This window comes from Pseudoalteromonas sp. S2893, from assembly GCF_005887105.1.
In the GTDB taxonomy this organism is placed as follows: Bacteria; Pseudomonadota; Gammaproteobacteria; order Enterobacterales; family Alteromonadaceae; genus Pseudoalteromonas; species Pseudoalteromonas atlantica.
In genome coordinates this window covers 59,075-81,413 of record NZ_PNCY01000017.1, presented here as the reverse complement: position 1 = coordinate 81,413, position 22,339 = coordinate 59,075, and the positions used below count along the sequence as shown (strand labels likewise).

Annotated in this window: 18 protein-coding genes; 10 read left to right on the top strand and 8 right to left on the bottom strand. The window is 41.5% G+C overall.

Annotation, left to right across the window (positions count from 1 at the left end):
* The first annotated feature begins 18 nt into the window (after positions 1-18).
* Together CWC04_RS11165 and CWC04_RS11160 are read left to right on the top strand one after the other, a co-directional pair.
* Positions 19-753: a 5-oxoprolinase subunit PxpA gene (locus CWC04_RS11165; protein WP_138685458.1), complete on the top strand. Its 735-nt coding sequence runs from the start codon at positions 19-21 to the stop codon at positions 751-753.
* A 363-nt stretch (positions 754-1,116) separates the two neighbouring features.
* A complete protein-coding gene (locus CWC04_RS11160; RefSeq protein ID WP_138685457.1) occupies positions 1,117-3,153 on the top strand; it encodes a S9 family peptidase in 2,037 nt (678 codons plus the stop codon).
* A 487-nt stretch (positions 3,154-3,640) separates the two neighbouring features.
* Here the strand turns inward: CWC04_RS11160 and CWC04_RS11155 are convergent, their stop codons facing one another.
* Positions 3,641-5,242 (bottom strand): isocitrate lyase, encoded by a 1,602-nt coding sequence (locus CWC04_RS11155; RefSeq protein WP_004587182.1) that lies wholly within the window; start codon positions 5,240-5,242, stop codon positions 3,641-3,643.
* A gap of 236 nt (positions 5,243-5,478) precedes the next feature.
* On the opposite strand from CWC04_RS11155, the gene CWC04_RS11150 reads away from it, so the two are divergent.
* Positions 5,479-7,671, top strand: a complete 2,193-nt coding sequence (locus CWC04_RS11150; protein ID WP_138685456.1) for a malate synthase G — start codon at positions 5,479-5,481, stop codon at positions 7,669-7,671.
* Positions 7,672-8,090: 419 nt separating this feature from the next.
* On the opposite strand, the gene CWC04_RS11145 is transcribed toward CWC04_RS11150, so the two are convergent.
* The 4 genes from CWC04_RS11145 to CWC04_RS11130 all read right to left on the bottom strand — a co-directional run bounded on the left by CWC04_RS11145 (position 8,091) and on the right by CWC04_RS11130 (position 12,796).
* Positions 8,091-8,816, bottom strand: coding sequence for a YebC/PmpR family DNA-binding transcriptional regulator (locus CWC04_RS11145; protein WP_138685455.1), 726 nt, complete (start codon positions 8,814-8,816; stop codon positions 8,091-8,093).
* Between the two features lie 178 nt (positions 8,817-8,994).
* Entirely contained in the window at positions 8,995-9,612 is a 618-nt protein-coding gene (locus CWC04_RS11140; RefSeq protein WP_004588262.1) for an HAD family hydrolase, read from the bottom strand.
* 257 nt (positions 9,613-9,869) lie between these two features.
* Entirely contained in the window at positions 9,870-10,361 is a 492-nt protein-coding gene (locus CWC04_RS11135) for a DUF6702 family protein (RefSeq protein WP_004588263.1), read from the bottom strand.
* Entirely contained in the window at positions 10,361-12,796 is a 2,436-nt protein-coding gene (locus CWC04_RS11130) for a M1 family metallopeptidase (protein WP_024032997.1), read from the bottom strand. Before CWC04_RS11130 ends, CWC04_RS11135 begins: the two co-directional genes overlap by 1 nt.
* A gap of 382 nt (positions 12,797-13,178) precedes the next feature.
* On the opposite strand from CWC04_RS11130, the gene CWC04_RS11125 reads away from it, so the two are divergent.
* The 6 genes from CWC04_RS11125 (at position 13,179) to CWC04_RS11100 (ending at position 20,026) form a co-directional block, all read left to right on the top strand.
* The gene (locus tag CWC04_RS11125) at positions 13,179-13,415 is read left to right on the top strand and encodes a hypothetical protein (RefSeq protein WP_138685454.1); all 237 of its coding nucleotides are present in this window, start codon (positions 13,179-13,181) and stop codon (positions 13,413-13,415) included.
* Positions 13,416-13,550: 135 nt separating this feature from the next.
* Positions 13,551-13,787, top strand: a complete 237-nt coding sequence (locus CWC04_RS11120) for a hypothetical protein (RefSeq protein WP_004588266.1) — start codon at positions 13,551-13,553, stop codon at positions 13,785-13,787.
* A 77-nt stretch (positions 13,788-13,864) separates the two neighbouring features.
* Complete coding sequence (locus CWC04_RS11115) at positions 13,865-15,112, top strand: exonuclease SbcCD subunit D (protein ID WP_138685453.1); 1,248 nt, start codon at positions 13,865-13,867, stop codon at positions 15,110-15,112.
* Entirely contained in the window at positions 15,109-18,759 is a 3,651-nt protein-coding gene (locus tag CWC04_RS11110) for an AAA family ATPase (RefSeq protein ID WP_138685452.1), read from the top strand. The genes CWC04_RS11115 and CWC04_RS11110 overlap by 4 nt, the downstream gene beginning before the upstream one ends.
* Before the next feature lie 12 nt (positions 18,760-18,771).
* Positions 18,772-19,428 (top strand): class I SAM-dependent methyltransferase, encoded by a 657-nt coding sequence (locus tag CWC04_RS11105; RefSeq protein WP_138685451.1) that lies wholly within the window; start codon positions 18,772-18,774, stop codon positions 19,426-19,428.
* Positions 19,429-19,594: 166 nt separating this feature from the next.
* Positions 19,595-20,026, top strand: coding sequence for a hypothetical protein (locus CWC04_RS11100; RefSeq protein WP_138685450.1), 432 nt, complete (start codon positions 19,595-19,597; stop codon positions 20,024-20,026).
* A gap of 100 nt (positions 20,027-20,126) precedes the next feature.
* Here CWC04_RS11100 and CWC04_RS11095 read toward each other — a convergent pair whose 3' ends face one another.
* Genes CWC04_RS11095 through CWC04_RS11085 form a run of 3 tightly spaced genes read right to left on the bottom strand, consistent with a single transcriptional unit; the run spans position 20,127 to position 21,542 of the window.
* Complete coding sequence (locus CWC04_RS11095) at positions 20,127-20,525, bottom strand: ACT domain-containing protein (protein WP_138685449.1); 399 nt, start codon at positions 20,523-20,525, stop codon at positions 20,127-20,129.
* A gap of 17 nt (positions 20,526-20,542) precedes the next feature.
* Positions 20,543-21,085, bottom strand: coding sequence for a DUF6942 family protein (locus tag CWC04_RS11090; RefSeq protein WP_138685448.1), 543 nt, complete (start codon positions 21,083-21,085; stop codon positions 20,543-20,545).
* A gap of 1 nt (position 21,086) precedes the next feature.
* Positions 21,087-21,542 (bottom strand): YaiI/YqxD family protein, encoded by a 456-nt coding sequence (locus CWC04_RS11085; RefSeq protein ID WP_004588273.1) that lies wholly within the window; start codon positions 21,540-21,542, stop codon positions 21,087-21,089.
* A gap of 120 nt (positions 21,543-21,662) precedes the next feature.
* Between CWC04_RS11085 and CWC04_RS11080 the strand changes: the two genes are divergently transcribed.
* Positions 21,663-22,184, top strand: coding sequence for a lipocalin family protein (locus CWC04_RS11080; protein WP_138685447.1), 522 nt, complete (start codon positions 21,663-21,665; stop codon positions 22,182-22,184).
* Positions 22,185-22,339 lie beyond the last annotated feature (155 nt).

The following is a 22,339-nucleotide window of genomic DNA, read 5'->3' as shown; positions in this document are numbered from 1 at the left end:
AATAACAAGGGATAAAAAATGAAACTGAATTGCGATTTAGGCGAAAGCTTTGGCGCATGGAAAATGGGGTTAGATGATGAGGTAATGCCTCATATTGATATGGCAAATATTGCGTGTGGTTTTCATGGTGGAGACCCAGATGTAATAGCCGATACGTTGTATTTAGCAAAGCAGCACAATGTACAAATAGGTGCGCACCCAAGTTACCCCGACCAACAAGGCTTTGGCAGGCGCTCTATGGCGCTTAGCACACAAGAACTGACCAATTGCTTACATTACCAAATTGCCGCCCTTGATGGCATGGCTAAAGTACAAGGCTTAACACTTAGCTATGTTAAGCCACATGGTGCTTTATATAACGACATGATGAAAAACGACCATATTTTACAAACAGTTATTACTGCTATAGCGCACTACCCTGCACCATTAAAGCTTATGCTATTAGCCACAAAAGACTCTGCAAAACACACCTTTGCCGCCAATAGTTTAGGTGTAGATCTTATTTTAGAAGCCTTTGCTGATAGGCAATATACAGACGAAGGGCATTTAGTATCTCGCCACCTTGATGGCAGCGTTCACGACAAGCCAGCACTTTTAGCACAAGTAAAACAGCTATTAACCGAGGGTTGTGTAACCACTCGCTCAGGAAACACCTTAAACTTAAATGCCAACAGTTTGTGCGTACATGGCGATAACGCAGTCGGTATTGCACTTATTAAAGAAATTAAATCACTGTGTGCATCAGCAACCTAACCTTGCTTTTAGCTCGTTATTAAGCCTCAAGCTACAAAACGCATGTTTGCTTTACTTTAAAAACTATTTAGCTGTAAAGGGGCTTTACAGCTATAACCTCCATTAAGTTCAATCACGTAAAACCTAATATTGCTTTAAAAAAGCGCAACAACACAGCACAGTAACAAAGCATAAGTAACAGAGCGCTGAAATACATGGCGCTGCATATAAAAAATTTAACGCAGTAAGCCCGCTATTTATTACTATAAAGTAACCATGTTTTACTTAAACAGGTATTAAATTACAGATTCACCGCATCGCGCTTTTCATCCCTTCCCTACTGACATATAACTACATATACAAAAACCACAACAGGGAATACAAATGAAGACGCTTTTAGCACTTAGTTTAAGTAGCAGTTTATTACTTGGTAGTAGCCAGTTAGCTTTTGCAAAGGACAACATATTACAGCTACAAGATGTGTTTAATCTTGAATACGCCAATCAAATTGATATAACAGACGATGGTAAAACGGTGTACTTTGTACGTAACCGTATGGATATAAAAACGGACCGTAAAGTCAGTAATATTTGGTCAGTTGATTATAAAACTAAACAACTGCAACCGCTTACCTCGGGCGTGCATATGGATCACTCCCCGGTACTATCGCCAGATGGGCAACGCCTTGCATTTATATCTAACCGCGATGGCAGCAGCCAAATTTATATGAAGTGGCTTAAAACAGGTGCTGTAGCAAAAATTAGTAACCTAACCAGCAGCCCACGCGCAATTACCTGGCATCCCGACTCTCAGCAGCTTATTTTTAGTATGTTTGTACCAAGTAGCAGTGCACCACCTGTTAACTTACCTGGCAAGCCTAAAGGCGCTACATGGGCAGAGCCAGCAAAATTTATAGACGATGTATACTACCGTGCCGACGGAGGCGGTTATAGCCAAAAAGGTTTTAGCCAATTATTTGCAATAGATGCAAATGGCGGCAATGCAAAGCAGCTCACACACGATGAGTTTAATAACGCCGGCGAAGTAAGCTTTAGTAAAAACGGCAATAGCCTTTATTTTTCGGCCAATCGGCATGAGCAAAATCAACTAAAGCCCACTAATAGTGAAATATACCAGCTTAATTTAAGCACCTTAAAAATTGCTGCCATTACCAATAGAAACGGCCCTGACCAACAACCTAAAGTATCTCCCGATGGGCGCTACCTAGCCTTTACAGGGTATGATGATAAACGCACCAATTACGAAAACACGCAGCTTTATATTCGTGATTTAAAAACGGGCGATACAAAAAGCCTAACCCCTAATTTTGATAGAAGTGTGGGGCAAATTAAATGGAGTGCCGATTCAAAAGGAGTTTACTTTAGCTACGCAGACGAAGGCCAAACCGCCCTTGCCTACCAACCACGCAGTGGTAAGCGTAAAGTGCTCACCGAGCAAATAGGTAGCGTTGCGTTTGGTCGTCCTTATTCGGGCGGCGATTTTGATGTAAGCGAAGATGGCGAAATTGCTTTTACACTTGCCGATACTCAGCGCCCTGCAGATATAGCCACTATAAAACGAGGCAAAGCTCGTCGCCTCACTACACTCAATGCCGATGCGTTAGACGATAAAGAACTTGCCAACGTAGAAGAAATTTGGCTTAAATCGAGCCACGACCAGCTGCCAATTCAAGGTTGGATTGCATACCCACCTGGGTTTGATAAATCAAAAAAATACCCTCTTGTTTTAGAAATTCATGGCGGCCCTGTGGCCAATTATGGTCCTCACTTTAGTACCGAGGTGCAATTGTTTGCAGCCAAAGGGAATGTGGTTTTATACATGAACCCACGAGGCAGTGACTCATACGGTAAAACGTTTGCCCAAACAATTCATCATAATTACCCAAGTAACGATTTTGACGATTTAATGACCGGCGTTGATGCACTAATAGCGAAAGGCTTTATTGATGAGTCTAAATTATTTGTAACCGGTGGCTCTGGCGGCGGTGTATTAACCGCATGGATTGTAGGGCACACCGACAGGTTTGCAGCAGCAGTGGTGGCTAAACCCGTTATTAATTGGATCAGCTTTGTACTAACTGCCGATTTTTATCCATTTTTTGCCGATTACTGGTTCCCTGGTAAACCTTGGGACCATATTGAGCACTATATGAGACGCTCACCTATTAGCTATGTAGGTAACGTAACAACGCCCACTATGCTTTTAACAGGGGAGGCAGATTACCGTACCCCTATTTCTGAAACTGAGCAGTTTTACCAAGCCCTTAAGCTGCAAGGTGTTGATACTGCTATGGTGCGTATTCCTAATGCATCACACGGTATTACGGCGCGCCCTTCTAACTTAATGACCAAGGTTGCCTACATTCAATGGTGGTTTGATAAACACTCAAACAAAAAATAAGCTCCGTGTTTAGGTTTAAAAATAGCCACACCTAAGTGGCTATTTTTGTAATTACCAACGCTTAGGTTAATTAATGCCAAACTGTAAACCCCCTTTACAGCTTTGAGTTTTTCCATATCGGACTTAGGCGTTTTTCAGTTAGTAAAATTTCGGTTTATTGTAATTTTAATCGTTTGAGTTGGTAAAAAATCGGTTTGAGCCACTGTTTATAAGCACTCAGTTAGTAAAAAATTGTTTTATAAAGGTACCAGGTTAGTAAAATTTCGGTTTATTATTTTACTTATACTTAGTAAAACAGCTAAAAATAGCCTTTTAAAAGGCGGATTTTGCACTTTAAAGCGGCTTTACAGTAAAAAAGCAGCCATATAACTGCACTTAATATCTACCTAGTTAAATTGTGATCCAAACTAAATTCAACCGAGTCAGATTTATATTAATACAACAAAAAAAGGGCCTTACGGCCCTTGAGTAACACTATCTAGAAAAGTTAAAACTGGTTCATGGTGTTATCTTCACCACCGGCTTTAAGTGCGTTTTCACCAGAGAAGTACTCTTTGTGCGTATCACCAATATTAGACCCAGCTAAATCTTGGTGCTTAACTGAGGCTTGTTCGCGGCGAATTTCTTGGCGTTGTACATCACGTACATATGCAAGCATGCCCATATCACCAAAGTAACCTTCTGATAAAATATCGGTGCTTAGTGCAGCCGTATGGTATGTAGGCAGTGTAATTAAGTGATGGAAAATACCCGCTTCACGTGCACCATCGCGCTGGAAGTTTTGCACTAGTACATCCGCTTCGGCAGCAAGCTCTGTATCGTCCATTTCTGGCGCCATTAGGCCTTTATTATCACCTAGGCTTGGGTAAGCGCTCAAATCGCGACCCGCTTCTTGCCACTCTTGGTACACTTGCTCACGGAACTTAAGCGTCCAGTTGAATGACGGTGAATTGTTATAAACAAGCTTAGCATCAGGTACTTGCTCTTTAACGCGGTTAACTAGCTCTGCAATTTGTTTAACATGTGGTTTTTCGGTTTCAATCCACAATAAATCAGCGCCCGATTGTAAGCTTGTTACACAATCGAGTACTACGCGGTCTTTTTCAGTGCCTTCGCGGAACTGGTATAAACCGTTTTCTAAACGCGTTGGCTTACATAATTGGCCATTAATTTTCATTGCCGTATCGCCTTCGTTTAAATCATCTACACCGTTAATAGGTGTGGTTTCTAAAAACGCGTTGTACTGGCTAGCTAAGTCCCCTGGCGTTTGAGACACAGGCACTTTTTGCGTAAGGCTTGCACCTAATGAGTCGGTACGCGCAACAATAATACCGTTATCAATACCGAGTTCTAAAAACGCGTAACGTACAGCATTAATTTTTGCTAAAAAATCTTCGTGCGGTACAGTTACTTTACCTGCTTGGTGACCACATTGCTTAGCGTCAGACACTTGGTTTTCTATTTGAATGGCACACGCACCTGCTTCAATCATCTTTTTAGCAAGTAGGTAGGTTGCTTCTTCGTTACCAAAACCAGCATCAATATCGGCAATAATAGGCACTACATGCGTCTCAAAATTATCAATTTTATCAAGCACCGCTTGTACATCGCCGCCATTGGCTTTCGCTTCGTCTAGATCATTAAATAAGTGGTCTAGTTCACGGGCATCGGCTTGTTTTAAAAATGTATAAATCTCTTCAATAAGCGCAGGCACTGAGGTTTTTTCGTGCATGCTTTGATCCGGTAACGGGCCAAATGCAGAGCGAAGTGCAGCAACCATCCAACCACTTAAGTAAACATAACTGCGCTTAGTTGTTTTTTGATGACGCTTTATTGCCATCATCATTTGTTGCGCAGTAAAACCATGCCAACAACCTAAAGACTGTGTGTATTGGCTAGTGTCTTTATCGTAAGCGGCCATATCTTCACGCATTACATCTGCGGTGTATTGTGCAATTTCAATCCCCGTACGAAAACGGTTTTGTAAACGCATGCGGCTTGCATATTCAGGGTTAATGGCTTTCCATGCGCTACCTTGAGATTGGCAAAGTGTTGCTAGAGTATCGGTTTCACGTGTGTATGTTGTCATAATAAAGTCCTTCGAACGGGTCTATAAATTATTTAAATTATTGTGAGAGTGGCTAGGAGTGTGTGCTCCGTATCGCTTAATTCAACATTAGGCTTATTTTTTAGATTTAGTAAATTTATAGTTGTTATTACCGCTATATTTTTTGTGAATGGCTAAAAAGCACGCACTGAGCCTTTTTTGCGTTATTGTTGCTTTAACGCACACAACAACACCGCGACCGTTTAAGGAAGGTAAATATGGCACACACTCTCACACACTCAGGGCTAAGCGTAGATACACAGCTGGCCAACTTTGTAAAAACACAGCTACTCCCAGGCACTCATTTATCTGAGCAGCAATTTTGGCAAAGCTTTGCAAACATAGTACAAACGCTAACCCCGCAAAATAATGCCCTTTTAGCTAAGCGCGAGCAGCTACAACAACAAATAGATGACTACCATAAAACAAATAAAACGTGGGATAGCGCGCAGTACCAAGCGTTTTTAACAGACATTGGCTACCTAGTACCAGAGCCTGCAGACTTTGCCATTGAAACCCAAAATGTAGAGCCCGAAATAGCACTCAGCGCAGGCCCTCAGCTTGTTGTGCCTGTTAGCAACGCACGTTTTGCGCTTAATGCGGCTAACGCGCGCTGGGGTTCGTTATACGATGCGCTGTACGGCACCGACGTATTAAGTGAAGACGACGGCGCTGAAAAAGGCACTACGTATAATCCGGTTCGTGGTTTTAAAGTAATGGCGTATGCGCGCCAGTTTTTAGATAAGGCCCTGCCCCTTAAAAATGGCTCACACATAGAAAGCACCAACTACTCAATTGTTGAAGGCGCCTTGTCTATCACCCTAAGAGACAGCTCGCATACTCAATTAAAAAAACCTGAGCAACTTATTGGCTACCAAGGCGAGGCGCAAAACCCAAGTGCTATTTTATTAAAAAACAATGGCCTGCATGTAGAGCTGCAAATAGACCATCACCACCCTATCGGCCAAGCCGACAAAGCAGGGTTAAAAGATGTTTTGCTTGAAGCTGCACTAACAACCATTATGGATTGCGAAGACTCTGTTGCCGCAGTAGATGCCGAGGATAAAGTACAAGTTTACAAAAACTGGCTGGGTTTAATGCAAGGTAACTTGGTTGAATCGTTTAAAAAAGGCGATAAAACCATAGAGCGTACTTTACAAAGCGATAGGCAATATACCGCCCTTGATGGCAGCAGCCTTACGCTTAAAGGCCGCAGCATGATGTTTGTCCGTAATGTAGGTCACTTAATGACAAACCCTGCTATTACCGACATTTACGGCCAACCCGTATTTGAAGGCATTATGGATGCGATGTTTAGCGCAACCGCAGCCCTGCACGATTTAAATAAAAAAACAGGCATTAAAAACACCAGTGCGCAAAGCATCAATATTGTAAAACCCAAAATGCATGGCCCTGAAGAAGTTGCTTTTACAAATACGCTTTTTAGCATGGTAGAAGAAGCACTTAGCTTGCCAAAAAACACCCTAAAAATGGGGATTATGGATGAAGAGCGCCGTACTTCAGTAAATTTAAAAGCCTGTATACACGCAGCCAAAGCGCGCGCGGTGTTTATAAATACTGGCTTTTTAGACCGCACGGGCGATGAAATTCATACCTCTATGCACGCAGGGGTCGCTTTGCCAAAAGCCGCTATTAAAGCTCAGCCGTGGATCAAAGCATACGAAGACCGTAACGTTGATACAGGCCTTGCCTGCGGCCTAAGCGGTAAAGCACAAATAGGTAAAGGTATGTGGCCTATGCCAGATAAAATGGCACTAATGATGGAGCAAAAGCTTGCTCATGTGCAATCTGGCGCTAATACCGCGTGGGTGCCCTCGCCTACCGCAGCCACTTTGCACGCTATGCATTATCACGATGTAGATGTATTTACCGAGCAAAAAGAAATTGCCAAACGAGGCATGGCAAGCCTTACTGATTTACTTACACCGCCTTTAATGGCACAGCCGCAAACGCTCAGTAAAGAAGATATTCAAAGTGAGCTTGAGAACAATGCACAAGGCATTTTAGGCTATGTAGTACGCTGGATAGACCAAGGTATTGGCTGCTCAAAAGTGCCTGATATTAACCACATAGGCTTAATGGAAGACAGAGCAACCTTGCGTATTTCAAGTCAACATATGGCAAATTGGCTACAGCATGGGGTGTGTACTCAACAACAAATAGAGTCGATCATGGCTAAAATGGCTAAAGTGGTTGATGGCCAAAATGAGCACGACAGTGCGTATAAGCCAATGGCACAAAGCGAAGAGTCACTTAAAAATAGTATTGCTTATCAAGCCGCTTTAGCACTTGTATTAGAAGGTGCTAAGCAGCCAAGTGGCTACACCGAGCCCCTATTACACAGTTACCGCTTAAAATATAAAGCAAAACACCATAACCTAGCTGAATAGTTAACATTAGTTTAACAGCAAAAAAGCGCGTTTTGCCTACACAAAACGCGCTTTTTGTTTATTAGGGCGTGTTGATCTTTACAGATTGAAATTTGTTCAACCTAGGGGCGATCAAGTCGCGGCGCGAGGTTTGTAACCTAGTGGGCTAAGTAAAAACCGAGCAAAGCTTCCGCGTCCTGCTCACGCCCCTTACCTACATCCATGTAGGCAACAAAGAGTTTATCGCCCCTAGGCAGAACCCAAAAGGGCAGCGTATGTTTGGCATTTATGCTACGTTATCGCCTATTTATGGGGAATAACCACACTTCATAGGCTCTACCTTGCCTAAAAACCAAACATACTGCTGCAAATTCAAGCGCCAAAGGTCAACACGCCCTAGTACCGTTATTTATTTAGTGCTCACTGAACCTAGCGCTAAATTAATTTTTAATTATTGCATTGTGATACACGTTTTGAACGTCATCACAGTCTTCAAGCATATTGATGAACTTGTCAAAATTAGCAATAACTTCTTCATCTTCAATCTCTACATGCACTTGCGGAACAAACGTAATTTCATCTACTTCAAAGTTAATCCCTTCAAAGTTTTCCTCAAGTGCTGTTTTCGCTTTATAGTACTCAGTATGGGGTGCAAATACCGACACTTTACCATTTTCAACTTCAACGTCGGTTACATCAACATCGGCCATCATTAGTGCTTCAAGTACCACTTCGTCATCGTCACCGGAAAAACCAAGTACAGCAAGGTGATCAAACATATGTGCAACACAGCCCGGAGTACCAATTTTTGAATCTGTTTTGGTAAACGGTAAACGTACATCTTTAATTGTACGGTTTGGGTTGTCGGTTAAGCAATCAACAATAACCATGCAGTTACCCGGGCCATAGCCTTCGTATCGTGCGGGAGAATAATCTTCCCCTGCCCCACCGGCTGCTTTTTCAATTGCTTTTTCTATTACGTGAGCAGGAACCTGGTCTTTTTTTGCTTTTTCAATTAGACGACGCAGTGATTGATTGACATCGGGGTCTGGTTCGCCATTTTTAGCGGCAACATAAATTTCTTTACCGTACTTTGAGTTAACTTTAGTTTTTGCGTTGGCTGTTTTAGCCATCGAGCTCTTACGGACTTCAAATGCTCTGCCCATCTTGTGCCTCTAATCAATACGTTAATTTTGCCATATTTTACCAATTCAAACCCTATTGGGCTAGGGTCTGTTGAACTTTACAAACTGAATTTAAAACAACCTATTTGCTAAATAAATAAGGACGAGCCTATGCAAATAATACAGGAGTAATTACACAAAAATAAAAGTTGAGCGCTATTTAACATAACTCTACTTTTTGTGAGTAACTTTCGACTAAAGTAACTAGCTCGGTAAATTCACGTAAAACGTAATCAGCTTGGTCGGCATAAATAGGCACCGCGTTTGGCGCGTACAAACAAGCGCGCATATTTGCATTATGTGCTGCTTGAATGTCGTATAAAAAATCCCCTACGTATAACAAGTTGCTGGCGTTTATATTCCAAAGCGTGGCAATTGCATTTAAGGCACTGGGATCGGGTTTGGCTGGAGCATCACTACGGGTTAATACCGTTTCGATAGGTAGCGGGTTATTTTGTAGCTTTATGGCTGCCGCTTTATCAAAATTGCGGGTAACAATAGCCATAGGAATATTTTTAACTTTAAGGGCGTTAACGGCTTCGGTTACGCCTGGCAATATAGTGGCAAACTGAGCGTCTTGCAGCTCGTGCTGATGCACTATATTCATCGCTTCTTCACGCATGTAGGGCGATGGAAGCTGGGCAATATAATCAAGTAGGTCTTGCTCGCATGGGCAACCTATTTGTGCTTTTATAAGAGAGAAATCTAACTCAGACGATACTAACGTGCCGTCTAAATCAAATATAACTCCTTGAATAGCCTCTACTTGAGCTTTCATATCATTCCTTGAATGGGGTAAAAATCAATACAACATGTGTACACATAATGACTCTACTTCATGAGAATAATTTAGCAAATGTTTATCAAACAAATTATTAGAAAAGTATTCACTTATCTATTACTTAGCCTTATAAACACCAATTAATTACTAAAATTCTACGAACGGCTAGTAATAACAGATCAAAAATGAACACAGCATAAACAAAAGGAGAATACGCGCACATAAACTGCAGTGCGCGTAGGTTGGGGAAGTACTTATTGCTCGAACTTAGCCTCGAGCCAGGTATCGTTTTGGGTAAAGTGAAGGGTTTTAATCTTGCCTTTACCTTCTACGTTTACCATATTTACTTGAGAAGGCCATAAGTCACGCAGTGCGCCGTTACTCATTTTTATGCCTTCAATCCCTTTTGGGATAGGAGCTTCTTGATACACCCAAAAAAACTTTCCATCAATTTGCGCACCTACTTGGCTAAGCGTTAATGGCTTACCCTTTAAGGTTTGCAGCGCAACATGCGACTCAACATACTCTACAAAACGTTGTTGGTCGGCCTTGTTGCTAATGATATCGGCTTTTCCATTAAATAAATGCGCTACAGCATGCTCAGTATCATGTAAATAAAAGCGATGCATAAGCTCAATATTGTTAGTACGTTTATTAAAAAGCACCGTAGTAACCGATGACTTTAGTTGATGCGCCATACTTGGCGCAGCAACTAAAAGGCAAACAATAATAAGCAAAAAGCGCATTATTGTTGCTCCTCACCATCTTTTTTCTCGTCTTTTTTAAGCTCAGTTTTAATGTCTTGCATAATATCTCGACTTACTTTCGCTTTACTCTTTTTCTTTTTATACACTTCAATACGTGAAGGAATAATACGACGAGGGTAGTTGTTGTTCTCAACATCTACATCAGCTGTTTCCCAGCGAGGGTCAACGCTCACCGATACCAATGGCTTATTTTTATCTGTCACAATAAGCTTTTGTACATTTTTGTGATTACGGCGCCAAATTTCAGCCGGAATGTAACGCTCTTCGGTTGTGCCATCTTCATAGGTTAGCTCTAATAAAATAGGCATTACCAAGCCACCTAGATTTGAAAACTCCATTACATAGTAGTTTTTATCTTCTTCAAGCGCGCGATCTAGCGTTTTACGCTCCCACGGCTCTAAGCCTTTTAAAAACTTGTTGTACGCGTTACGTTCTTTATTGGTAACAGTAAAGCGGTCGTTTTCGTCGTAAAAGTCGGTAATATCTGGATTTTTTTCAACCCAAGTTTGTTTACCTTCTTCACGGTTGCGCTTAACAAATAGTGATGTTGGTTTGTCTGCTTCTATATCGCGTAAGCGTTTAAAGTCAATATCAGGGTTTTTAGTATCTAAACGTAATTGATACACTTTATCTAACGAGATATCTACATGGTCGGTGCTGTAAAACCAACCGCGCCAAAACCAATCTAAATCAACACCCGAGGCTTCTTCCATCGTACGGAAAAAATCTGCTGGAGTAGGGCGCTTGTATTTCCAGCGCTGTGCGTACTCTTTAAAAGCAAAGTCGAATAAGTCACGGCCTAAAATAACTTCACGTAATATATTAAGTGCCGCAGCTGGTTTAGTATAAGCATTAGGACCTAAACGTAGTACGCTGTCTGACTGCGTCATAATAGGTACTTGGTTTTGCGATTTCATGTAGCTTACAATATCGCGCGGCTCAACACCCCACGGTATAGTTGGGTCCCATTCACGCCCTGCAACACCATCTAAAAAGCTATTTAAACCTTCATCCATCCAGGTCCATTGGCGCTCATCAGAGTTTACAATCATAGGGAAGTAAATATGGCCAACTTCATGAATAACCACACCAATTAAAAAGCGTTTTTCAGCTTGAGAATAAGTGCGCGAGCCATCATCTTGTAGCTCTGTACGGGGGCCATTAAAAGTGATCATTGGGTATTCCATACCACCTACTGGGCCATTTACCGATTGCGCTACAGGGTATGGGTAGTCAAATGAATAGCGAGAGTACACTTCCATTGTATGTACTACAGATTCAGTTGAATACTTTTTCCATAAATCGCCACCCTCTTTAGGGTAAAACGACATAGCCATCACTAAAGGTTGTTCATCGCCACCTTGCTGATAGCCCTTTGCATCCCACATAAATTTACGCGACGACGCCCACGCAAAGTCACGCACATTTTCTGCTTTAAAGTGCCACGTTTTTGTTTTATCGGTACCTTGTTTTTCGTTTTCTAACGCTTCTTCTTCAGTAACAATAAATACAGGGCGTTTTGCTGTTTCAGCTTTTTCTAAGCGGTTACGCTGCGTGCGTGTAAGCACTTTGCTTGCGTTATCTAACTTACCTGTTGCCGATACAATATGATCAGCAGGTACAGTAATTTCTACATCATAATCACCAAACTCAAGCGTAAACTCACCTCGGCCTAAAAACGGCTTGTTTGTCCATGCTTCGTAATCGGTGTACGCTGCTAAACGCGGAAACCACTGCGCAAGTAAAAATATATCGTTGCCATCTTCTTCAAAGTGCTCGTAACCAGAACGCGCACCTACGGCATCTTCTTCAACAATGTTAAAAGCAAAGTTCATACTAAACTCAGCTTCTTTGCCTGGTTTTAGCGGCTCGTTTAAATCTATACGCATTAGCGTATCAACAACAGTAACCCGCAGTTCATCGCCATTGTCATCTTTTACATTGCTAATTGTATAGCCTAACTCGTTGTCGCTCATAAATTGTTGACGACGTAGCTCACCTAAACTTAATTTAGCCGGCTTTTGCGCAGGTAAACTATTTAGCGTGCTTTTAAACGTTTTTGTGGTTTCGGCAATTGAGTCGCTTTTAAAAATATTTTGATCTAACTGTAACCACAAATATTTAAGTGTATGCGGCGAGTTATTTTTATACTCAATGCTTTGGCTTGCTGTTAAGCGGCGCTTTTTTTCATCAAGCTTTACATCTATGTCGTAATTAACACGTTGCTGCCAGTATTTTTCGCCTGGCTCACCTGCGGCACTACGATAAACATTTGGGGTAGGAAGCGCTTCGTCTAACTGGCGAAACTTATCAACGAATGAGCCTTTAGTTTGCTCAACGGATGACGCTAACACAGCGCTCGACATTGCCAAAGGCAACACAAACGCGCTTAGCGTAAGAACTGTTTTTTTCATTATGAGTCCTAGTGGAATTTTGTGAGCGTACTTTGACAAAGTTACTATTTTTGTTCAATTAATTAGCGACCAACCGCCCATTAAACACGGTAATATTCACGTTGTTTTAACATGGTTTTTGAATCAGTAAATTAAGCCGCTTTTAAAACTGTAAAGGGGGTTTACACTTTACAGCTAGTTGATGTGTATTAATTAAGGTACAAACACAGTATTTATAAGGGTTCAGGCCTAATTCATGCCATTAGCTTAGGATTAAATTAAGGTGCAAAAATATGTTGTTTAAATTTAGCTTAAATTTATAGCGTTAGCAGTGTTTACACGGCTTTAATGCGTTCAGGTTCAATACAAATTACGCAGCATATTTAAACTAAAGGAGCCCGATATGAAATTTTACATTGTAAAAAAAGATCATCAGCTCGAAGCTATCCCTGCTGATAAAGACTTACTAGAGCGCTACGAATCAGACCAATATTCGTATGTTAATGTGGTGTCGGCATGCAATAAGCAAGATGCACTAAAACGCCTATCTACTGAACAAAAAAACAGTAAAAAGTGGCTAATAATTGGCGCAAATATTGCCGTGATCTCACTAATATTAACTATTTATACGATAAATTAAAAATAGTGAAATTTTAGGTTGATATTTAGTGCATTTTATATTTAAAATCGCCCACTTTTTTTATTTGAGCATAATAAAATCGTTACAATTATTCTCAAATATGTACTTATTACCAGTAAGCAATGTGGTGGGTGTATGGATTTTTATATCCTAAAAAAACAACAAGAGCTAATAGCCATTCCAGCAAATCAGCAAAGTTGTAAGCAGTATCTAGACTCAGGTTATTTTTATATTGATAAAGTAGCCGCCTGTAACGAAACGAATGCCATAAAAGCACTGCAAGCAAAGCAAACTAAAAGTTTAAAAATGCCGCTAGGTATGGCTTTGTTAGCGCTTCCTGTCATTATTATTGCTATATATAGTTTTACCTAAACTAAAGCCCTCCCGAGGCTTGCATCTTTACTTGCCTTGGGTATATTGGCGCTCTTATGGTTTTTTAAGAGCGCGATATGAAAGTTCTCCACACCTCAGATTGGCACCTAGGCCAACAATTTTATGAACATGACCGCCGTGATGAGCACGCTGCATTTTTTACTTGGCTACTTAGCACCCTCGTAGAGCAACACATAGATATACTTTTAGTTGCAGGCGACATTTATCATACAGCCACACCCAGTGCCAGCGCCGAAAACCAACTTTACCAATTTATAAAAGATGCTAAAAAGCGTTGTCCGCAATTGCATGTTGTTATTATTGCCGGCAACCACGACTCAGCAAATCGTATATTAGCAGCGCAGCCCTTACTTGCTCAGTTTGACACCCATGTAGTGGGGCGCTTTGAAGTAACCGACCCAGCCAATACCGTGATTGAAATAAATACGCAAAATAAACGCGCTGTAATCGTCGCTATGCCTTTTTTACGTACCAGCGATATAAGTTCACTTAGTCATACTAAAAACGGCCCTAGTTACGCACAAGGCGTTGAAAAAGCCTATAAGCTTGCACTTGATCACGCCTATAGCATTAACGCGCAAAATTCGCCATTAATTGTAATGGGGCACTTACATGCCAAAGGCGGTGATATTTCAAGTGACTCAGAACGTAATTTAGTGATTGGTGGGGAGGAGTCTATTTCGGCCAGTGTATTTGGTAACAAGGCGGACTACGTAGCATTGGGGCATTTACACAAAGCGCAGCAAGTCGCTAAAAAAGACGTTATTCGTTACAGCGGTACGCCTATTCCTATGTCTTTTTCAGAGCGTAAGTACACACACCAAGTTAATGTAGTAGAATTTAAAAGTGATGAAAAACAAACTATTAGCACCTCTGTAAACCCCCTTTACATTCCACGTTCTGCTGAAGTAATTATTTTACCAAAAGGGGAGTGCGTGCCATTAAGCGACTTATGTGAGCAAATTAAAGCGCTCGATACATCACAACATACTATTGCCCCTTATTTACGCGTAAAACTTAAATCAAGTGATACCGACACCACCTTTAGAGAACAAATAGAGCAAGCACTTGAGGGTAAACACGTAAAATTTTGCGGCATTGAGCGGGTACGAGAACAAACCATAACAAGCGATAACAGCGCCGTATTTGAAGATTTAAGCGAAATTGAAATGCTCAACCCATTAAACTTATTAGAACAAGCCTTTGCAAACGACAAAGATATGGCCGGCCAAGCTGTACCAGATGAGCTAAAAACACTGTTAAACGATGTAATAAGTGAGCTGACGGAGCAAGAGCAACTATGAAAATAACCGCAGTTCGTATTCATAATTTAGCCTCAATAGTCGATGCCGAAATCGACTTTACTCAAGCTCCACTAAAAGACGCTGGTTTATTTGCAATAACTGGCGACACAGGCGCAGGTAAAAGCACCTTTTTAGATGCTATTTGTTTAGCGCTTTATACTAAAACAGCACGCTTAAAAGGCGATAAAGGCAACTTAATTGATTTTAACGGCGACAGTATAAAGCTAAACGATGCGCGTAACTTACTGCGCAGAGGCAAATGGGAAGGCTTTACTGAAGTTGATTTTGTTGGCCAAGACAAACAATTATACCGCGCACGCTACGTTATTACCCGTACCCACAAAAAGGCAACAGGCAAGTTAAAAGTGGCTGAGCATACGTTACTAACCTTGCCCGATGAAACCCTAATAGCCGATAAAAGCCAAACTATAAAAGAAGTAGAAAACAAAATAGGGCTAAGCTTTGATCAGTTTTCGCGTGCGGTATTATTAGCACAGCACGAGTTTGCAGCCTTTTTAAAAGCCACAGGCGATGAACGCGCACAACTTTTAGAGTGTTTAACCGGCACCGATAAATTTAGCTTAATTGGTAAACGTATTTTTGAGCGTAATAAAGCGCTAAAAGATCAATATGAATTACTTAATGCAAGCCTTGCAAGCTACACCTTGTTAAGCGATGACGAATTAAGTGCTAAACAAACCCAGCGCGATGAGTTACTTAAAAAAATTGAGCAAACTAAAAAAACGCATGCAGCAACAGAGCAAAACTTAAATTGGTATAAGCAAGCAGCTAGCTTATCGCAGGCACTAGAACACGCAATAAAGCAGCAACAACACGCACAACAACAGCTTGATGCAATAGCAAAGCAAAGTGAGCAAGCTAAACAAGCACAAAGCGCCCTTGAAATAAAAGACAACCGCAAACGTCATGAGTACTTAACGGCGCAAAACAACGCACTTAGTAAGCAAATAAGCGATTTAAAAGCGATTGACCATGCTGCGCTTATAAAAGAGCAGGCCGCAACACTTACAACAAAGCAAAGCGAGTTAAAAACAGCGCAAGAGCAAAAGCAAACGGCAGAGCCAATTATTGCAAAAGCCCGCGAGCTCGACAGCCAACTTGCTATACACGCACAAACTATTACAAGCCTGACTCAGCAAAGCGAAAAAGAGCAGCAGCAACTTAGCGAATTACAAACGCAGTACACGCAAAGCCAACATGCACTCGATGAGGCAACAAAACTCAGCACTGGGTATCAAACGTGGCTAAACGAGTACACGCAGCTTAAACCATTGGCTAATGATTGGAATTATTACCAACATAGCTTTAATACATATTTAAGTGCCAATGAGCAAATAAAGGCAACCGCTTTGCAAAACCAACAGCTGTTAGAAGAGCAAACTAAACAAGCGGCGCTGTTAGCAGAGCAAACTAAAAAAGTAGAGTTGCAAGAGCAACAACTTGCGCATAAACAAAAAGATCTTAACCAGCTAAGTGAGCAACAACGCCAATTTAATATTGAACAATGCGATAGCAAACTTAAAAATATTGAGTATTTAAAAGATCAGCGCTTGCGCTACCAGCAGTTTAATCAAGAAATAAAACACAGCACGCAACAACAAGCGGCGGTTGCGGCCAAGCTTGTACACAGTGAGCAAACGCAAACAACATTGCAACAAAGCTTAGCCTCGTGCGAGCAAGCACTTAAACACAGTGAATACGCATTAAATCAAGCTCGCCTGCGTGCCAGCGAAAACGTAGAGCATTTACGCACGCAGCTTACCCCTAACGAGCCATGTGTAGTGTGCGGGGCAAAAGAGCACCCGTATGAAAGCAGCCAAAACCCGCAATTAAATAACCTAATAGCCGATTTTGAAACAAGTTATAACCAAGCTAAGCAGCAACACGATAGCGCCCAAGCTAAGCTGCATCAGCACCAAACTCAACATGCTGTACTTGTCACTGAGCACGCTCAATACAGCCAAGCTATACAGAGTGCACAGGCAAAGCAGCTAGAAATTAAAACAACAATGCAAGGGGCACGTACAGAGCTTAACGACTTAACAGCACAGCAGCTTGATGAAACATACGCCCAGCTCAGCAGTCAAAAGTCGCACTATTTTGAATCGCAAAAACAGCAAACAGCTCTGCAAGAAAAAGTAAATCAGCTAATAAGTAACTTAAAAACCGAGCAACATACACAGCAGCAATTGCATAATCAGCATGTTGAATTAACCAATAAGCTTGGCCAAATAAACACTAAACATGCAGAGCTAAATACGCAAGTTAACGAGCTTACCAGCACCCTTAATGCACAGTTTGAGCACAGTGACTTTTGGCAGCAATTGCAAAACAACACGCTTAATATGAGCGATTTAAGCCAGCAGGTTGAGCAGTACCAGCAAACACAGGTTCAGCTTGAACAAAGTCAAAAACAAATAGACAGCGCTAATCAGCAATTACAGCAACTCACACCGTTAATTGCTAGAAGTGAGCAAGCGCTTAAAGTTTTAAAAGACGATTTAGCCAAAGCGCAACAACTGCAAAACACCACACGCACAGAGCGCCTTGCTTTATTTAACAACGAGCCATTAAGTGCCGATGATTACCAAGCAAAACTTAATGCGCAGCTTGAGCAGTGCCAAAAGGCGTTACATACAAGCCAACAAGCCCACGACAGCGCAATTAAAAAACGCGATGAGCACGCTATAACACTCAAAAACATTGAGCAGCGCTTGGCAGAGCAAACTCAAGAGCAAAGCACACTTGAAGAGCGCTACAATGCCTGGTTTAGCGGCTTTAAAGCGCAATATAGCGAGGCAAATCACGAACAGATCGCTATTTTACTAACACTGACTAGTGAGCAAATAAAAGAGCAATTAATGCAGTTTGAGCAGCGTTTAGCAGCACTTACAGACGCAAATGCAGCGCTTAAGCAACAGCAAAAGGCGCAAACAGATCACCAAAATACTAACAAGCCCGAAAAAAGCGAAAGCCAATTAGCAGAGCAAGAAACGACCTTAGCCAATGAGCAAACTGAGCTACAAAATAGTTTGCTTGGCACTAATACCGCGCTTGAGCAACACAATCAAAACGCCACAGCACTTAAAGGCAAACACGCTGAACTTGCTACCCTTAAAAAGCAGGTTGAGCAGTGGCACGTGCTTAATAAAGTATTAGGGGATGCAACCGGTAAAACCATGCGTAATTTAGCGCAAACACAAACCCTTAAAATATTGCTGCATTATGCTAACAGCCATTTAAAAACCCTCAATAAACGCTACGAGCTCACTGCCATTGCACAATCGCTTGATATTGCCATTATTGACCGCGATATGGCCGACGAACAACGCTCTGTTAATACGCTCTCTGGTGGTGAATCTTTTTTAGTATCACTAGCACTGGCATTAGGGCTTGCATCGCTTTCTTCAAACAAAGTGCAAATCAACTCTTTGTTTATTGACGAAGGGTTTGGTACGTTAGATAGCGAAACACTCAGCGTTGCTATGGACGCACTCGACTCATTACAAGCACAAGGCCGTAAAGTAGGGGTTATATCGCATGTGAGTGAAATGAGTGAACGCGTAGCCACGCAAGTACATGTAAGTAAAAAAAGTGGTGGATACTCCACTGTTGAAGTCTTATAAAGGAGTTAAAAAATGCCAACATTCACAGGCGAGCAAGCAACGCATTACAACGACCGCATTACCCGTTTAGTCCCTGGTTATGAGCTATTGCACCAACTTACTAATGCTCAACTTAAAGCAACCCTTAAAGATAACGCACATATTTTAGTCGTGGGCGCAGGCACAGGCAAAGAAATACTAGCCATTGCCGCGCTTAACCCTACTTGGCAATTTACCGCGCAAGATACCTCAAGTGATATGCTCGCAATTGCTAAACAAGCGTTTGAAGAGCACGGCATAGCAAAGCGCGTTAATGTTATTGAAGGCGAGCTTGATAAGCTATCTACTAAGGCCGATGCGGCGCTATGCCTACTCGTAATGCACTTTTTAAAAGACGACGGCAGCAAAAAGCAGCTACTCAAAAACATTAAAGCTAATTTAAATAAAGGCGCAAACTTATTTATTAGCGATTTAATGAAACCCGAAACCGACTTTGAGCGCGAAGCACAAATTACTGTGTGTGCCGATTTAGGCTTAAGTGATGCAGGGCAAGCCTACACAGCTCAAAACTTAGACAGTGAATTTTACCCACTTGATAGAATGCGCTTTAGCGAGTTACTTAACGAGTGCAAATACGGTATTCCTAAGCTTTATTTTAAAGCGCTCGGTTTTAGCGGATACGTTGTTTAATAGTATAAAATTTAAGTAACATAACCCCAAAACACCGAGTATGCATACTCGGTGTTTTATTTTATACACATCCTTACATTTCCTGACAGCAACAAACAAACTTCTCACATCTTTTATATGCGTTGCTACTTATTATTTCCCTATTAAATATTAACAGGGACTCAACATGAAAAAGTATCTTATCGCGGTATTACTACTCTCAGGCTGCGCATCGCAAGGGGTAGATCGAAACAATCAAAACCAAATTATTAAGCGTTACTACGCATCGGTAGAATCAATACAACCAGTAACGCTTTCATCTGAAGTAGGCACAGGCATAGCAGCTGGCGCCGGGTTTGGCTTTGTCGATAACTTAGATGGCAACAGCGAAGAAATGCTCGGCGGAGCAATAATTGGTGGGTTAGTGGGAGGGTTATTTACCGCGTTATTTGAAGGCGGTAACGATGCCTATCAATACAATTTATACGCTGCCAACGAGGGCGAATTTACTATTATTCAAAAGCAAAAACTCGATAAAAACACGCAATGCGTGGTAGTAAATGCAGGCGATACAGTAAAAATTGAGCCTGTAGCGCACCACTTTTGCAATCAAAACTAATTAATACCAAAAGCCGATACTGCAATATCGGCTTTGTGTTTTACATAAGCATAGGGCGCATCCTACTAAATACGTGTTACTCAGATCAGGTTTATATCAACTACCTTAAACCAATCTCACCAAGTGCTTTCATCGCGGCCTGCGCTTTATCGGTTTGTACAAAAATATGATCGTGATAAAACGCAGCCACTACGTTAGTGCTAATATTATGCTCGGTTAATTTGGCCGATACCGCAGCGGTTAACCCAACAGCCTCAAGGCTTGAATGCACATTAAGGGTAATTAAATTATATTTAGCTTCATAAGTAATACCGGCTTTATCTGCGGTATCTGCATTTAAAATAAGGGTTAGGCCTTCTTCTTCAACGTAACTGGCAAGCGGGTTTAAATGAACGTAGTCAGCAAGGTTGCCTGCTAAACAACAAAATATGTATTCACCTTGTTTAAGCTCGGGGTTCATTGATTTTAATAACGTATTTAGCTCTAAAATTCCCGCCATGTTGAGTCCTTACATTTTCAATTAGATGTTTTAAGCTTGGCAACTAGCTCGCTTAATCGGGCTATTTTAATATTACTTAACTGCCGGTAATCGAAGTACGGGCACACGATAATGTTATTCGTTGTATCAATTGCAAACTCATCGTCTAACCAATTAAATTGCGCATTAAGCTTACCTTGCTGTAATAAGTTTTTAGCATGGGTCCGCCCAGCAATAATATGCAGTTGATTTTTATTTGCGCCGTTAATAATGGGCGCACTAAATAACAGCGCTGTTTTACTGTTTTTTTGCAGTAAAAATGTATCGCGATACGCTTGCCAGCTAGCGGCTTGTTTAGCAAAGCTGTAATGCTCACTCGGTAGCGCAAACAACACTTTAGCGTATACGTTAAACACTTTACGCCAGCCATTCCCGCAGTGCTGGTTTATGGTATTTATTTGCTCGTTTATTACAGGCTCAACACTGTGTAGGGTTGCAAAGTAGGGCATAGGCGGCGCTTTTGCCACATAAACGGCTACGCTAAAGGCTTGCTCACCTAAGCCAATTAGTTGCTCACTCACACTAGCTCGCCTTTTTCTGCGCTAAAATACGGTCGAGGTTATTGGCAAAGTTTTGGCGGTCGGTTTGGCTAAGCGGTGGTGGCCCGCCACTCATTTCTACGCCGCTTGAGCGCATGGTATCCATAAAGTCGCGCACGTTTAATAACGAGCGAATATTCTCTGGCGTGTAAAGCTCACCCCGTGGGTTAAGTGCTTGGCCACCGTTATCTATAACTTCACTGGCAAGGGGTATGTCGCCAGTAATAACTAAATCACCTTTTTCTACGCGTTTTACTATTTCGTCATCGGCCACATCAAACCCGCTCGAAACCTGTACCCGGCTTATAAATTTTGAAGGCGGAATACGCATTGCATGGTTAGCTACTAAAATGGTTGGTGTTTGCGTGCGCTCAGCGGCTCTAAAAAGTATTTCTTTTATTACCACAGGGCATGCGTCGGCATCTACCCATATTTTCATGCTTAAATCTTTTAATTGCTCTAGTATTTAGCTGATCCTATAGCAATTTATTTTAATCGGCTAGCAAACTTTATTGGCTTAGAGCCGTACAAACAACATCACTTTTAAAAAGGAGCTTTCATGAAGGCCATTACGACTATTTTACTCATTACAGGGTTATTTTTACTCACCGCCTGTACAAGCGCACCAGAGGGCATTACCCCGGTTAAGAACTTTGACCTGGAGCAATACAAAGGTAAGTGGTACGAAATTGCCCGCCTTGATCACTCATTCGAAGAGGGCATGGAGCAAGTAACCGCGACTTACACCGTAAATGACGATGGCACAGTAAAAGTGCTCAACAAAGGTTTTATAACTAAAGAGCAAAAGTGGGATGAAGCACAGGGTTTAGCTAAATTTGTAGAAGGGACTGACACAGGCCATTTTAAAGTCTCGTTTTTTGGCCCATTTTATGGTGCTTACGTTATTTTTGAACTAGACCAAGACGACTACCAATATGCGTTTATTACAAGTTATAACCGCGACTTTTTATGGTTTTTATCGCGTACACCTACTGTTAGTGACAAACTTAAACAACATTTTATAGCTAAAGCCAACAAACTAGGCTTTGCTACAGAGCAAGTTATTTGGGTTAAACAGTAGGATATTTAGCTATGTAAAGGGGCTTTACAGTTGTTGAGTAAATGATTGTTACAGCTGTAATAAAACGATCACCTCACTGTAAGGTAAGTTAAATATGTTCGGGCTATATTAGCTGCACTTGCAACGAGACATGCAAGTGTTGGACATACTGAATA